Here is a 14,845-nt window from a genome sequence, read left to right on the forward strand (position 1 = left end):
TACATTTCGAACCCGGAAGCTAAGCCTCACAGCGCCGATGGTACTGCAGGGGGGACCCTGTGGGAGAGTAGGACGCCGCCGAACTAAATTTGATAGACAGAAAACCCCCGTCCGGGGATACCGGACGGGGGTTTTCTGCGTTTACGGCGACGTTTGGTTTTCGTGTTTTTGAAGGTTCGGTCCGGTCCGAATAGATACCGGACCGGACTTCGGGGCATTTAGAGGCGGCCGGCGGATTTCAAGGACAGATACGCATCCGCGAGGGCGGGGGCCAACGCAGAGGGGGTCGCGTCCACGACGGTGACGCCGTGACGGGTGAGCTTGTCCGCGGTACGGAGACGTTCTGCTTTGGCCTGGGCCGCTGAGGCCGCGTTGTACAGGGACTCCGTGGTGCCCCGCGACGCGGCCATCATGTCGACCTCGGGATCGGCCACGGAGGCGACGATCACCTTGTGGCGTTTCGTCAGGCGGGAGAGGACCGGGAGGAGGCCCTCCTCGACCGGGGCTGCCTCCAGAGACGTGAGAAGGACGATGAGGGAGCGGCGGGGGGCCGTGTGGAGGGCCGTGGCGGTGAGGCCGCGGGCGTCTGTTTCGACCAGCTCGGGCTCAAGGGGGGCCATGGCGTTGACCAGGGCCGGGAGGACCTGTCCTGCGGTGCGGCCCTGGACCAGGGCGCGGACGCGACGGTCGTAGGCCAGGAGGTCGACGCGGTCGCCGGCCCGGGAGGCCAGAGCCCCCAGGAGCAGGGCCGCGTCCATCGAGGCGTCGAGGCGCGGCGCGTCACCGACTCGACCTGCGGAGGTGCGGCCCGTGTCGAGGACCAGCAGGATGCGGCGGTCGCGTTCCGGGCGCCAGGTGCGGACGGCCACCGCGGAGTGGCGGGCTGTCGCGCGCCAGTCGATGGAGCGGGTGTCGTCCCCGGGGACGTACTCGCGGAGGCTGTCGAATTCGGTGCCCTCGCCTCTGGTCAACACGCTGGTGCGACCGTCGAGTTCGCGTAGGCGGGCCAGTTTGGAGGGGAGGTGTTTGCGGCTGTGGAACGGCGGGAGCACGCGGACCGTCCAGGGGACGGCGTGGGTGCCCTGGCGAGTGAACAGGCCGAGCGGCCCGTACGAGCGGATGGTCACGCGGTCCGCATGGCGGTCGCCTCTGCGGGTGGGCAGCAGGCGGGTCGTGACGCGGCGGCGTTCGCCCGCGGGGACCGTCACGTGGTGGCGGGACGCGTCGTGTTCCGTGCCAGGGAGCCAGGCGCTGGGGGGCCATGCGTCGCGCAGGCGCGCGCGCAGGGGGCGGCGCGACGGGTTGGTGATCGTCAGGGTGACATCGGCCGGGTCTCCCAGGCGTACGGAGGTGTCGCCGGAGCGTGTCAGGCGCAGGCGGCGTACGGGAGCCGCCAGGGCGAAGTCGCAGGCGCAGGCCAGCGCGAGGGGCGTGTTGACGGCGAGGATGCCCGTCCAGCTGGGCTCCCAGATCCCGATGGGGAGGGAGCCCAGTGCGGCGAGCAGGGCCGTACGTCCGGTGAGGGCCATGTCGTTGTCGTCTCCGGCCTCGGGTCAGCGGGGGACGGGGACGTGGGTGAGGAGCGCGTTGATGACCGCGTCCGGGGTGACGCCTTCCATCTCTGCCTCCGGGCGCAGCTGGATGCGGTGGCGGAGCGTGGGGAGGGCGAGGGCTTTGACGTCGTCGGGGATGACGTAGTCGCGGCCGGTCAGCCAGGCCCAGGCACGGGCCGTCGAGAGCAGGGCCGTGGCGCCTCGCGGGGAGACGCCGAGGGTGAGCGACGGCGATTCGCGGGTGGCGCGGCAGATGTCGACCACGTAGGCCGTGATCTCGGGGGAGATCGTGGTCTTCGCGACCGCGGACCGGGCCGCGTCGAGGTCGGCCGTGGTGGCCACCGGGCGGATGCCCGCCGCGTGCAGGTCGCGGGGGTTGAAGCCGGAGGCGTGGCGGTTCAGGACGTCGATCTCGTCCTGGCGGGTGGGGAGGGGGACGTTCAACTTGACGAGGAAGCGGTCCAGTTGGGCCTCGGGGAGGGGGTACGTGCCTTCGTACTCGACCGGGTTCTGGGTTGCCACCACCATGAACGGGTCGGGGAGTGGGCGCGGGGTGCCGTCGACCGTGATCTGGCGCTCCTCCATGGCCTCCAGGAGGGAGGACTGGGTCTTGGGCGGGGTCCGGTTGATCTCGTCCGCGAGGAGGAGGTTGGTGAATGCCGGGCCGGGCTGGAAGGAGAAGCGTGAGGTGTGGGTGTCGTAGACCAGCGAGCCCGTGACGTCGCTGGGCATCAGGTCCGGGGTGAACTGGACGCGCTTGGTGTCGAGTTCGAGGGATGCGGCGAGGGCTCGTACCAGAAGCGTTTTCGCTACGCCGGGGACTCCCTCGAGGAGGACGTGGCCGCGGCAGAGCAGGGCCACGACCAGGCCCGTGACGGTGGGGTCCTGGCCGACCACGGCCTTGGCGATCTCGGCGCGCAGGGCTTCCAAAGAGGCCCGTGAGCTGCGGGGATCGGTCGTGGGCCCGGCATTGTCAGTGGTCGGGTCCATCATGAATGGCGTACCTCTCTTTCGAGGGCGTCGAGGTGGTCGGCGAGTGCGATGAGCGCTGCGTCGGTGGTCGGCGGTGGGCCGAAGAGGAGGGTGTGCAAGTCCTGGGTGGGCGTCGGGAGTTGGCGTGCCAGGGCGGGGAGGAGCGTCTCCGGTGAGTCTGCCTGGGACGGGGGGACGCCGATGAGGGGGGCGAGCTTGGTGCGGGTGGAGATACGCAGGGCCGTGGCGGCGCGGTCGCGGGCGTTCGCCTTGCGGTAGAGGCGGGCGCGGCCTTCGACGGTTTCGGAGGCGCGGATCGCGACGGGCAGCCGCTCGGCGACCAGGGGGCCCAGGCGGCGTGCGCGCCACAGGGCGGCCAGGGCTGCCGCGATGAAGAGTTGCAGGGTGCCCCAGAGCCAGCCCTTGGGGATCAGGTCCAAGAAGCCGCGGTCGTTCTGTGCGTCGCCGGCCGCGGCGTCGTCGGAGAGGGAGGGGAGGTACCAGACCAGATGCGGGCGGGTACCGAGGAGTTGGAGAGCGAGCGAGGCGTTGCCCTGCTCGTCGAGGCGGTCGTTGAGAAGGATGTCGGGGGAGCCGAGGAGCACCGTGTCGCCGGGCGCGGTGGCCAAGGGGAGGCGCAGGAGCGTGGGGGCGCCGTCGCTGGGATAGCAGGCGTCTTCGGCGCCGGTGGACGGCACCTGGTAGCGGTGGCCGCCCGTGTCGGCGGGGCCGGCGCGGCGCGCGGCGGCCAGGTCGCAGCCCGGGGCGAGCGTGGTGTCGGTGCTGGGCGCGGGGTCCACGGTGACACCGGGGGCGAGTCGGCCGACGGATGCGCTGCCGGGGGCGACGAGGAGGGTGCGGCCGCCGGAGTCTCCGGTCGCGGCCGTCAGCTGCTCCTGCTGGTGCGGGGTGAGCAGGTCGGGGGCGGCGACCAGGAGGGTGGTGTCGCGGCCGGTCGCGGCGCGGGCCTCGGCGGTCGTGGTGACGAGGCGGGTGTCCACGCCGCGGTCGGCGAGCAGTTCGGCTACGGCTCGGCTGCCGTACGGGTCGGCGGAGCGCGGGTCGAGCGTGCCGTGCTTCTCGCCGGAGCGGACGGCCGCGATGGCCACGCCGGCGATCAGGAGGAAGGCCAGGGCGAGGGCGATGCCCCGCGTGCGGGTCCAGACCTGGCGGGCCGTGGGGGTGACGGAGGTGGCGTCGGAGACCGGGGCCGGGGGTGGCGGCGCCGTGAGCGTCGCCGAGGGCGTGCCGGTCGGGTGATCGCCTGGGTTTCCGCTGTCCTGGCGGGAGTTCGGGGTGCGGGGCTCGGTCACCGGGGCGCTCCCGGGGCGGTGGTCAGGGACGGGGTCGCGCCTTCCACCTCGGTGTCCAGGGCGGTCAGCCGCCGGTACGTGTCAGGGGTGGCGGTGCGGCCGCCGTACGCGACGTCGTCGAAGTCGCGGGCCGCCGCGTGCAGGCGGTCCGCGTGGCCGGGGAGCGGCCGGGCGGCTTCAGAGGCGGCTTCGTCGGCGGTGCGGCCGGGGCGCGGGACGAGGAGGGCGCGTTCTTCCAGGGACCGGACAAGGGCGCGCATGCGCTCCTGGACGGCCTGGTTCCAGTGGCCCTGGGCGGCGTGCGCCTCGGCGGCCGCGCGGTGTTCGGTGGCGCTGCGGGGGTGGTCGTCGAAGAGGGGCGCGGCCGAGGCGGGCGAGCGGCGGGGGGTGCCCAGGCGCCACCACAGGGCGAGCGCCACGGCGACGACGGCGATCAGGATCACGACCAGGCCGAGCGTGCCGCCCGGAGCGGCGTCGGAGGCGGCGTTGAACAGCTTGTCGACCCACTCCCAGAACTTGTTCAGGGCGCGCACGAACCAGCTCGGGTCGTTCTCGTGGTACGCGGGCTTGGACAGCTCGCGCTCGGCAGCTTCCCGCGCGGGATCGCGCGGGATCGTCACCGGTGGCTCGTCGCCGCCGGCGTTCGTCAGCCGGGCCGCGGCTCTGAGCACTCCCCCTGGCGTGCTCACCGCATCAGCCCCCCGGGGTGGCGCCGGGGGTGCTGCCCCCATAGCCGTGCAGGCCCGCGGCGCCGGCGAGTTCGAGGTCGAGGGCCTCGCGGCGGATGCGCTGGTCGATGTAGAGCAGCACGGTGACGCCCGCCGTGATCGGGAAGGTGATGGTGGAGCCGACCACGGCGCCGATGCCGCTGATGATCAGGAAGGTCCAGCCCACGTCGGTGCCGGTGTCGAGGAAGCTGCCGAGGCCGTCGCCGCTGACCGCTCCCGCGATGAGGCTGAACGGGACCAGGATGATCGACGCCACGACGCCGGCGATGATCGACGCGAGGATCTGGATGCCGAAGACCCGCCACCACGAGCCGCGGACGAGTTTGGTGGAGCGGCTCATGGCCTTGCGGATGGTCTGCTTCTCCAGCATCAGCGCGGGCGAGGCCAGCGAGAAGCGGAACATCAGCCAGACGGCGACGACGAATCCTGCGCTGCCCCCGATGACGCCGAGGGCGAGCCCGCCGGTGGACGAGCCGAACACGGCGACGAGGATGCCGGGGACCGTGCCGACGAAGACGATCGCGGCGGCGATCAGCGGCAGCAGCAGCGTCAGGCCGAGCAGCCGCAGGAGCTGCGGGCGGGCGTCGCGCCAGGCCTCTCCGATGGTCACCGAGCGGCCGAGCACGGCACGGCTGGTGACGGTGGTGAGCAGGGCCGTGGCGACGATGGTGCCGAGCAGCGTGACCACCTGCACCACGCCGGTGCCGATCAGGAGCCCGCCCATGGCGCGGGTGACCTCGCCGGCGCTGGCGGTCGGGTCGTCGAGGGCGTCGGTGGTCGAGTCGTCGAGGACGAAGCCCTGGAGGAGGACGACGAGGAGTTGGGTGATCACGGCGACGGTGAGCGAGATGCCGAGGACGGTGCGCCAGTACGTGCGCATCGTGGACACCGCGCCGTCGAGGATCTCGCCGACGCCGAGCGGGCGCAGCGGGATGACGCCGGGCTTGGCGGCGGGTGGCGGGCCGCTGCCCCAGGCACCGGGGCCCCAGCCGCCGGGGTTGCCGCCGTAGCCGCCGGGCCCGCCGGGGGGCCGGTTGCCCCAGCCTTGTCCGCCCCAGCCCTGGCCGCCCTGGCCGGGAGCCGGGGGCGGGGGTGGCGGGGTCTGGCCGGAGCCGGGGGCGGGCGGCCCGGAGGGGGCCGACCACTGGGCGGGCGGCGGCTGCTCCTTGGACCACTGAGGGCCCTGGCCCGCGGCGTCCTGCGGGCCGGCGCCCTGGGCGTCGCCGCTTCCGTCGTCCTGGCCGTTGCCGTCGGGGCCGTCGGAGGGGGCGGATCCGGGCGATGCCCAGCCCGGAGTGTCGTTCATCGTCGCTCCTTCAAGGTGCCCGTCCGCGGTCGCGGCGGCAGGTTGGCTGCCATCGTGCCATGGGGTGGGCGCCAGGTGACCTGGGCCCGTAAGGGCTGTACACCTTCAATTGTCGGCCCGGTACGGGGCAGACTGGGCGGATGGCTGATCAGTATGCGCAATCCGGCGAGGACATACGGCCCAGCGAAGACATACAGCCCAAGACTGTCGATCTGTCGGCGATCCGGTGGGAGGAACCGGCCGAGGGACCGGTTCTGGTATTGCTCGACCAGACGCGGCTGCCCGCCGAGGAAGTCGAGTTGGTGTGCACGGATCCGCAGGGTCTGGTGCAGGCGATCCGGTCCCTTGCCGTGCGAGGGGCCCCGCTGCTCGGCATCGCGGGTGCGTACGGGGTGGCGCTCGCGGCCGCCCGCGGGTTCGACGTACGGGATGCGGCGGACGCGCTGGCGGGGGCGCGGCCCACCGCGGTCAATCTCGGGTCCGGCGTGCGCAGGGCACAGGAGGCGTACCGGGCCGCGCTCGCGAGCGCGCCGGGGGACGGGCCGGCCGCGCGGGAGAGGGCCGCGGCGGCGGCGCTCGCCGCCGCTCGGGCTCTGCATCAGGAAGATGCCGAGGCCAGTGCCAAGATGGCCGGGTACGGGCTGCGGTTGCTCGATGAACTGCTGCCCGGTGGAAACCACCGCATTCTGACGCATTGCAACACCGGGGCGTTGGTGTCCGGAGGGGAGGGCACCGCCTTCGCCGTGGCGCTCGCCGCGCACCGCATGGGGCAGCTGCGCCGGCTGTGGGTGGACGAGACGCGTCCGCTGCTGCAGGGTGCACGTCTGACCGCTTACGAGGCCGCGCGGCACGGGATGGCGTACACGCTGCTCACGGACAACGCCGCGGGGTCGCTGTTCGCCGCGGGTGAGGTGGACGCGGTCCTCATCGGGGCGGACCGGATCGCCGCCGACGGTTCGGTGGCCAACAAGGTGGGGAGCTATCCGCTCGCCGTGTTGGCGCGATATCACCACGTGCCGTTCATCGTGGTGGCCCCGGTGACGACCGTGGACCTGGAGACGGCCGACGGCGCGTCCATCGAGGTGGAGCAGCGGGCCGGACATGAAGTGACGGAGGTCACGGCGCCGCAGGCGCCGCTGGCCGGAATGGAGGCAGGAGGCGGAATTCCGGTGGCACCGTTGGGAACGCAGGCGTACAACCCCGCGTTCGACGTGACGCCGGCTGATTTGGTGACGGCAATCGTCACGGAGTGGGGCGTTGTTTCGCCTGTGACAGCTGAGAGCCTGGGTGAGCTGTGTTCCAGGTCACGCCAGGTAACGAGTAGCTAATGGGATGATGTGGTCCATGAAGGGACGAGTCCTTGTCGTCGACGACGACACGGCACTGGCCGAGATGCTCGGCATTGTGCTGCGTGGTGAAGGTTTTGAGCCGTCGTTCGTAGCTGACGGCGACAGGGCGCTGGCCGCTTTCCGTGAGACCAAGCCCGATCTGGTTCTCCTCGACCTGATGCTGCCCGGTAGGGACGGCATCGAGGTGTGCCGCCTGATCAGGGCGGAGTCCGGGGTTCCGATCGTGATGCTCACGGCTAAAAGCGACACCGTCGATGTCGTCGTGGGCCTGGAGTCGGGCGCGGACGACTACATCGTGAAGCCGTTCAAGCCGAAGGAGCTGGTCGCCCGGATCCGGGCGCGGCTGCGGAGGTCGGAGGAGCCCGCCCCTGAGCAGCTGGCCATAGGTGACCTGGTCATCGATGTGGCCGGGCACTCGGTGAAGCGGGACGGGCAGTCGATCGCGCTGACGCCGCTCGAGTTCGACCTGCTGGTCGCTCTCGCGCGCAAGCCGTGGCAGGTGTTCACGCGTGAGGTGCTCCTCGAGCAGGTCTGGGGCTACCGGCACGCCGCGGACACCCGCCTGGTCAACGTGCATGTGCAGCGGCTGCGTTCGAAGGTCGAGAAGGATCCCGAGCGGCCGGAGATCGTGGTGACCGTCCGCGGCGTCGGTTACAAGGCAGGGCCGAGCTGACGTGTCCCGGGACAGTGCCGCTTCGGCGCCCGGCAAGCCGGGGTCTCGCTCGGAGCGGCCTGTGGGACCGGCGGCCGGGCGCGGCTCCTGGCTGCGCCGGCTGACGGACGGCGGGCTGCTGCTCCAGGGCGGGATGAACGGCAGCCCCGTGCTGCGCCTGTTCACCCGATGGGTGCGGCGCCCGCTGCTGCCGGCTATGCGGCTGTGGCGGCGCAACATCCAGCTGAAGGTCGTCGTCACGACGCTGCTGATGTCGCTCGGTGTGGTGCTGCTGCTCGGCATCGTCGTCATCGGCTCTGTACGGAACGGGCTGCTCGACGCCAAGGTGAAGGCGTCGCAGAGCCAGGCCGAGGGCGGTTTCCGCGCGGCCAAGGACAAGGCGGACCTGACCGTGACCGGCTCGGGCGGCGGCGCGTCCGACGAGAGCCGCGCCAGTCAGGTTCCCAACAGCTGGCTGAGCGACCTCGTCACGCAGCTCTCCAGCGGCGGCAAGGGCGCCTTCGACGTGGTGACGCTCAGCCCCGCTGACGCCGACAGTGGTAGCGGGCGGGGGCCGCGAGGCTCCGGCAGCGTGGTGCCGGACCGGAGCGTGCCCGACGACCTGCGCGCGCGGGTCGACCGGATGACCGGTGCGTCGCAGGAGTACGCGCGGATCGTCTACAGCAGTGGCGACTCGCAGCCCGCCCTGGTCATCGGCAAGCGGCTCACCGACCCGCAGGGCCAGGCCTACCAGCTGTACTACCTCTTCCCGCTGTCCCAGGAGGAGAAGTCCCTGGGCCTTGTGAAGGGCACACTCGCGACGGCCGGACTGTTCGTGGTCGTCCTGCTGGGGGCCATCGCGTGGCTCGTCGTACGGCAGGTCGTCACCCCTGTGCGGATGGCGGCCGGGGTGGCCGAGCGGCTCTCGGCGGGGCGCCTCCAGGAACGTATGAAGGTGACCGGCGAGGACGACATCGCGCGCCTCGGCGAGGCCTTCAACAAGATGGCGCAGAACCTGCATCTGAAGATCCAGCAGCTGGAGGATCTGTCGCGGATGCAGCGGCGGTTCGTGTCCGACGTGAGCCATGAGCTCCGGACGCCGCTGACGACCGTACGGATGGCCGCGGATGTCATTCACGAGGCGCGGGTCGACTTCGATCCGGTGACCGCGCGCTCCGCGGAGCTGCTCGCCGATCAGCTGGACCGGTTCGAGTCGCTGCTGGCCGACCTTTTGGAGATCAGCCGGTTCGACGCCGGTGCGGCCGCGCTGGAGGCCGAGCCGATAGATCTGCGCGAGGTCGTACGCCGGGTCGTCGGCGGTGCCGAGCCGCTCGCCGAGCGCAAGGGCACGCACGTGCGCGTCGTCGGCGACGAGCAGCCGGTGGTTGCCGAGGCGGACGCCCGGCGCGTGGAGCGCGTCCTGCGCAACCTGGTCGTGAACGCCGTGGAGCACGGTGAGGGCAAGGACGTAGTGGTGCGGCTCGCGGCCGCGGGTGGCGCGGTCGCCGTGGCGGTGCGCGACTACGGTGTCGGGCTCAAGCCGGGCGAGGCGACCCGGGTGTTCAGCCGTTTCTGGCGGGCCGACCCGGCACGCGCGCGTACCACCGGCGGTACCGGGCTCGGCCTGTCGATCGCCCTGGAGGACGCCCGACTGCACGGCGGCTGGCTGCAGGCATGGGGTGAGCCGGGCGGTGGTTCGCAGTTCCGGCTCACGTTGCCGCGGACGGCGGACGAGCCGCTGCGCGGTTCGCCGATACCGCTGGAGCCGGAGGATTCACGGCGCGCCCGTGAGTCCGGCGCCGCGGGGCCGCAGGGAGCCGGAGGCAGGAAGCTCGCGACGGTGCCGGCCCAGACACCGCCCCGGCCGGCGCAGGCGCCGATAGCGCCGCGTTTCACGCAGGCCGCGGTGCCGGCCGATCCGACGGCGCTGCCGGGCAGCGGCTCGCGCGTGGTGTCCCGCGGCGGCGCGAGCGTGCCGCGGCAGCCTGAGGAGCGCGCGGAGCGGGTCGGTGACGTGGGCCCGGTCGAGCCGGTGGACGCGCCGGAGCGGGACGAGAACGGGATGGACGGGACGCACAGCGGTTCCGGTGCGTGGCGGGGTGACGTGGCCGTGGGCGGACGTCGTACCGCGGAATCCGACGAGCGCGGCGAGGGGAGCGACGGTGGCCGTGAGTGAGCAGCGGGCGCCGCGTCGGCGGCGCGGGGTACGGGCCGGCGCGCTGGCCGGGTGCGGTGTGATCGTGCTCGCCGGGTGCGCGTCGATGCCGGACAGCGGCGGGCTCGAATCGGTCGAGGCGTCGCAGCGGCCGGACTCGCAGGTGCGGGTCTTCGCGCTGCCGCCGCGGGACGGCGCCAGCCCGTCGAGCGTGGTCGACGGCTTCCTGGAGGCGCTGACCAGTGACGATCCTTCGTACGCGATAGCGCGTAAGTATCTGACGCCGCAGGCCGCGAAGGGCTGGCGGCCCGGGCACAGGACCGTGGTGCTCGCCGACGGGCCGAGCCCGCGGCCGGAGAGCCCGCAGAACGCGGGGGGCGAGGGCCGTTCCTTCGTGCTGTCGGGCAGCCAGGTCGCCGAGGTCGACCAGCAGCAGGCCTACCAGCCGAAAGCGAAGCGGTACGAGACGAACCTGCACCTGTCGATGATCAAGACCGCCAAGGGGAACCAGTGGCGGATCGACAGCCTGCCTACGGGCGTCGTGCTCGGCAAGAATGACTTCACGCGCATCTACCAGTCCGTCAACAAGTACTACTACGCGGTGGATTCGGGGTCCGAGGACGGGGCCCCGCAGCGGCAGCTCGTCGCCGACCCCGTCTTCGTGCGGCAGTGGACGGACCCGCTGACCGAGACGGTCAAGGAGGTCCTCGCCGGGCCGACGCGCTGGCTGGACCGCGGGGTGCGGACGGCGTTCCCGACGGGCGCGGAGCTGAAGGACGGCGTGCAGTCGCTCGCCCCGGACGACGCGAACAAGCTGACGGTGCCGCTGAAGTTGAAGAAGGACGCCGACACGGTCACCATGACCAAATGCAAGGAGATGGCGGCCCAACTGCTGTTCTCCCTGCGGGACTTGTCGTCGTCGAGCGTGAGCGAGGTCGCGCTCAAGCGCCCCGACGGCAGCCTCATGTGCGCGCTGGACAAGGACGACGCCGACTCCTTCGTGGCGCCGCGCAGGTCTCCCGTCCCGGACAGCCAGTACTTCCTCGACGGCAAGGGCCGGCTCGTACGGATGGCCGGCACCAGCCACTCCGACAAGGAACCGGATCGGGTGCAGGGGCCGCTCGGCGAAGGTGTGCAGCCCCTTCGCTCCGTGGCGGTCTCACGTGATCAGGAGCGCGCCGCGGGCGTGTCGAGCGACGGACGGTCGCTGTACGTGGCGTCGTTCGTCAGCAGCGCCTCCCTGGGGGACGCGCTGGTGCACAGCCAGGCCGCCGACGCGAAGGACGGTCTGTCGACGCCCAGTTGGGACGGGCGGGGAGATCTGTGGGTGGCCGACCGGGACAAGAAGAACCCGCGGCTGCTCGCGTTCGGGCAGGGACTCGGCGACAGGATGCAGGAGGTCTCCGTCGAGGGGCTCGCCGCCGATGCCCGGATCGAGACGGTGAAGATGTCCGCCGACGGCCTGCGCATCGCGCTGCTGGTGAAGGAGAAGGACACGACGACGCTGCGCATCGGACGCGTCGGGCGGCAGTCCGACGGAAAGGGCGGGGTCGAGCTCTCGGTGGCCGATCTGCGCTCTGCCGCACCCGACATGGAGGACGTCACGGCCGTGTCGTGGGCGGGTGGCAGCCGGCTCGTGGTGGTCGGCAGGGAAGCCGGTGGGCTGCAGCAGATGCGGTACGTGCAGTCCGACGGGTCCACGCCGACCGGGCAGGCCCTGCCGGGGCTGACCCGGGTGAGCGAGATCTCGGCGTCCGAGGACGACAGGTTGCCGCTGCTCGCGCACTCGGACGACGGTGTCGTGCGGCTGCCCTCCGGGGCCGCGTGGCAGTCGGTGCTGAAGGACGGGACCGCGCCGGTCTATCCGGGGTAGTGGTCGGGCCGGGCTGGGGACCCGTCCCGTTGTGGCGCTCAACTTCCCCGTCAGCGCTGTCCAGTTGTCCACAGGGTGTTGTCCACAGGGGTGGCCGCCCGGCGTGGGTGTTGGCACAGTGGTGGGTATGCGGGGGTGGTGGCAGGACCTCTCCGACCTGGTGCTGCCGGCCCAGTGCGCAGGCTGCGGCAGGTCTCGTACGTCGCTGTGTGCGCGGTGCTCGGCGGCGTTGCGCGGCGCTGTGCCCGGCCGGGTGCGCCCGCGGCCGGAGCCGCCGGGGCTGCCCGTCGTGCACGCGGCCGCGCCGTACCGGGACGCGGTGCGGGCCGTGCTGCTCGCCCACAAGGAGCGTGGTGCGCTCGGGCTCGCCCGGCCGCTCGGCGTGGCCCTCGCGGGGGCCGTGCGGGAGGGGCTGCCCGCCCGGGAACAGGGGGGCGGCGCGGGAACCGTGGCGCTCGTCCCCGTGCCCTCCGCGCCCCACGCCGTGCGGGCGCGCGGGCACGACCCGATGCGGCGGATCGCGTACGCGGCGGCGGCCGAGCTGCGTCGGACGGGCGTGCCCGCCAGGGTGCTGGCCGTCCTGCGGCAGCGGCGCCCGGTGGCCGACCAGGCGGGACTCGACGCCAGGCGGCGGCTGGCGAACGTGACCGGTGCGCTGGAGGCGGCGGGCGGCAGCGCCGGGCTGTTCCGGGAGGTTGGCCGGATCGTGCTGGTCGACGACCTCGTGACGACCGGTGCTTCGCTCGCGGAGGCGGCCCGCGCAATACATGTATTGACCCGTTCGGCAGCGGGTAGCGGAGAAGGCGGAGCGGGCCGGGAACGCTTCGCGGTGGATCCCGGAATGGCGGGGCCCGTCATGGTTCAGGCCGCCGCGATCGCCGCTTCTCCGGATTCCTTCGAAATAAACCGGAACTGACTGAGATTCTGTGTCGTTGCAGGTAGAGAGAGGGTTATTTCATCTGAATGGAGGTACGCGCCAGTAGAGGGTGACGACATCCGTCCGGGCGAGATATGTTCGGTTGTGAGGAACTTGGCTGTAAAAGACAGCCGCCGTACCTCGCATATCGGAATGCCGTGCCGTGGGATTGCACAGAGATTCTCGCAATCACCCGGGACGGTGGGGTGGAGATCTTGTCCGCGGGGGAGGAGGAGGTGGACGTCACCGAGTCCGAGGCTCCGGGAGTGGCCGGAGCCTGGTGCAAAAGGGAGAAGCTCCGCCTCAGAAGCGGAGCTATCCGGGAACGGAGTTCTGCGTGGACATCGTCGTCAAGGGCCGCAAGACCGAGGTACCGGAGCGGTTCCGCAAGCATGCGGTCGAGAAGCTGAAGCTGGACAAGATCCAGAAGCTCGACGGCAAGGTGATCAGCCTCGACGTCGAGGTGTCCAAGGAGCCCAACCCCCGACAGGCCGACCGGTGCGACCGCGTGGAGATCACGCTGCGCACGCGCGGCCCGGTGATCCGGGCGGAAGCCGCGGCCAGCGACCCGTACGCGGCGCTCGACCTCGCCACGGACAAGCTGGACGCGCAACTGCGCAAGGAGCATGGCAAGCGGTCGACGCGGCGCGGTACGAAGCGGATCTCGGCGGCCGAGGTCGCCGAGCGAGTCCCCGACGCGGCCACGCTGAACGGGGACGGTTCGATCGCCCGGGACGAGACCGAGGGCGACGGCGTACCGACCACCAAGATGGGATCGCTCGAGGTCCAGGGCGAAGGCCCGCTCATCGTGCGCGAGAAGACGCACGTGGCTGCTCCCATGACGCTCGACCAGGCGCTCTACGAGATGGAGCTGGTCGGGCACGACTTCTATCTGTTCGTCGACTCCGAGACCAAGGAACCGAGCGTCGTCTACCGGCGCCACGCCTACGACTACGGCGTCATTCACCTCAGCACCGACCCCATGGTGACCGAGGCCGAGGTGCGCAGCGCCGACGCGGGTGACGCCATCGGCGGCTGAGCCCGCCCGGGCACGACGTGTCCGAAAATCCACTCATCCGGTGCCCCTGGAGTGCGTGTGCGCCCCCGGGGGCACCCTTGTGCGACCCCCTGGTGCACCGCACCGTCCTCGCGCGGGCGCCGCGGCATGAAATCATGGCGGCGCCGGGTCAACCGGCGTGACGGCGCCTCGGGTTGGCGCGGCGCAGGAAGACGGGCCACGGCCTTCAGGGGGAGGAACGATGGCGGACAGCTTCGGACCGATGCGGGGCGAGGACGCCGGTGCCGCCGACGGCGCAGGCATGGGGCCGGACGCGGGCTCCCCGCGCAAGGAGCCCATCCGGGTCCTTGTGGTCGACGACCACGCGCTGTTCCGGCGCGGCCTCGAGATCGTCCTCAAGGCCGAGGAGGACATCCAGGTCGTCGGTGAGGCGGGGGACGGCGCGGAGGCGGTGGACAAGGCGGCCGACCTGCTGCCGGACATCATCCTCATGGACGTCCGGATGCCCAAGCGGGGCGGCATCGAGGCGTGTACCTCCATCAAGGAGGTGGCACCCAGCGCCAAAATCATCATGCTGACGATAAGTGATGAGGAAGCTGATCTCTACGACGCGATCAAGGCGGGCGCGACCGGCTATCTCCTCAAGGAGATCTCGACCGACGAGGTGGCCACGGCCATTCGCGCGGTGGCCGACGGGCAGTCGCAGATCAGCCCGTCGATGGCGTCCAAGCTGCTCACCGAGTTCAAGTCGATGATCCAGCGCACCGACGAGCGCCGGCTCGTGCCCGCGCCCCGGCTGACCGACCGGGAGCTCGAAGTGCTCAAGCTCGTCGCCACGGGGATGAACAACCGGGACATCGCCAAACAGCTGTTCATCTCGGAGAACACCGTGAAGAACCACGTGCGCAACATCCTGGAGAAGCTGCAACTGCACTCCCGGATGGAGGCCGTGGTCTACGCGATGCGCGAGAAGATCCTCGAGATCCGCTAGCTCGGTGCCTGGCGCAGTG

General features: G+C 71.6%; 12 protein-coding genes and 1 rRNA gene. 8 read left to right on the forward strand and 5 right to left on the reverse strand.

Annotated elements, in window-relative coordinates; genetic code table 11:
• Positions 1 to 84: ribosomal RNA gene (gene rrf, locus ACIREE_RS00005) — 5S ribosomal RNA — on the forward strand; the annotation flags it as partial.
• Between the two features lie 134 nt (positions 85 to 218).
• Here the strand turns inward: rrf and ACIREE_RS00010 are convergent.
• Genes ACIREE_RS00010 through ACIREE_RS00030 form a run of 5 tightly spaced genes read right to left on the reverse strand, consistent with a single transcriptional unit; the run spans position 219 to position 5,872 of the window.
• Positions 219 to 1,529: a DUF58 domain-containing protein gene (locus ACIREE_RS00010; protein WP_404144305.1), complete on the reverse strand. Its 1,311-nt coding sequence runs from the start codon at positions 1,527 to 1,529 to the stop codon at positions 219 to 221.
• Between the two features lie 24 nt (positions 1,530 to 1,553).
• Positions 1,554 to 2,543, reverse strand: a complete 990-nt coding sequence (locus tag ACIREE_RS00015) for an AAA family ATPase (RefSeq protein WP_404144307.1) — start codon at positions 2,541 to 2,543, stop codon at positions 1,554 to 1,556.
• The gene (locus ACIREE_RS00020) at positions 2,543 to 3,838 is read right to left on the reverse strand and encodes a DUF4350 domain-containing protein (RefSeq protein ID WP_404144309.1); all 1,296 of its coding nucleotides are present in this window, start codon (positions 3,836 to 3,838) and stop codon (positions 2,543 to 2,545) included. Before ACIREE_RS00020 ends, ACIREE_RS00015 begins: the two co-directional genes overlap by 1 nt.
• Positions 3,835 to 4,527, reverse strand: coding sequence for a DUF4129 domain-containing protein (locus ACIREE_RS00025; RefSeq protein WP_404144311.1), 693 nt, complete (start codon positions 4,525 to 4,527; stop codon positions 3,835 to 3,837). Before ACIREE_RS00025 ends, ACIREE_RS00020 begins: the two co-directional genes overlap by 4 nt.
• A gap of 4 nt (positions 4,528 to 4,531) precedes the next feature.
• A complete protein-coding gene (locus tag ACIREE_RS00030; protein WP_404144313.1) occupies positions 4,532 to 5,872 on the reverse strand; it encodes a glycerophosphoryl diester phosphodiesterase membrane domain-containing protein in 1,341 nt (446 codons plus the stop codon).
• Positions 5,873 to 6,012: 140 nt separating this feature from the next.
• Here ACIREE_RS00030 and mtnA point away from each other — a divergent pair, with 140 nt between their 5' ends.
• The 7 genes from mtnA (at position 6,013) to ACIREE_RS00065 (ending at position 14,826) form a co-directional block, all read left to right on the forward strand.
• A complete protein-coding gene (gene mtnA, locus ACIREE_RS00035) occupies positions 6,013 to 7,200 on the forward strand; it encodes an S-methyl-5-thioribose-1-phosphate isomerase (RefSeq protein WP_404144315.1) in 1,188 nt (395 codons plus the stop codon).
• 4 nt (positions 7,201 to 7,204) lie between these two features.
• The gene (mtrA, locus tag ACIREE_RS00040; RefSeq protein WP_363198911.1) at positions 7,205 to 7,894 is read left to right on the forward strand and encodes a two-component system response regulator MtrA; all 690 of its coding nucleotides are present in this window, start codon (positions 7,205 to 7,207) and stop codon (positions 7,892 to 7,894) included.
• A gap of 1 nt (position 7,895) precedes the next feature.
• The gene (mtrB, locus tag ACIREE_RS00045; protein ID WP_404144317.1) at positions 7,896 to 10,049 is read left to right on the forward strand and encodes an MtrAB system histidine kinase MtrB; all 2,154 of its coding nucleotides are present in this window, start codon (positions 7,896 to 7,898) and stop codon (positions 10,047 to 10,049) included.
• Between the two features lie 85 nt (positions 10,050 to 10,134).
• A complete protein-coding gene (locus ACIREE_RS00050; RefSeq protein ID WP_404145258.1) occupies positions 10,135 to 11,901 on the forward strand; it encodes an LpqB family beta-propeller domain-containing protein in 1,767 nt (588 codons plus the stop codon).
• 127 nt (positions 11,902 to 12,028) lie between these two features.
• Positions 12,029 to 12,817, forward strand: a complete 789-nt coding sequence (locus tag ACIREE_RS00055) for a ComF family protein (protein WP_404145260.1) — start codon at positions 12,029 to 12,031, stop codon at positions 12,815 to 12,817.
• A 337-nt stretch (positions 12,818 to 13,154) separates the two neighbouring features.
• A complete protein-coding gene (gene hpf, locus ACIREE_RS00060) occupies positions 13,155 to 13,856 on the forward strand; it encodes a ribosome hibernation-promoting factor, HPF/YfiA family (protein ID WP_404144319.1) in 702 nt (233 codons plus the stop codon).
• Positions 13,857 to 14,076: 220 nt separating this feature from the next.
• Positions 14,077 to 14,826 carry a response regulator gene (locus ACIREE_RS00065; RefSeq protein ID WP_404144321.1) on the forward strand — a complete coding sequence of 250 codons (750 nt, stop codon included), beginning with the start codon at positions 14,077 to 14,079 and terminating at the stop codon, positions 14,824 to 14,826.
• The last annotated feature ends 19 nt before the right edge of the window (positions 14,827 to 14,845 follow it).

The sequence above is a fragment of the Streptomyces sp. NPDC102467 genome (assembly GCF_044765445.1).
Lineage (GTDB): Bacteria > Actinomycetota > Actinomycetes > Streptomycetales > Streptomycetaceae > Streptomyces.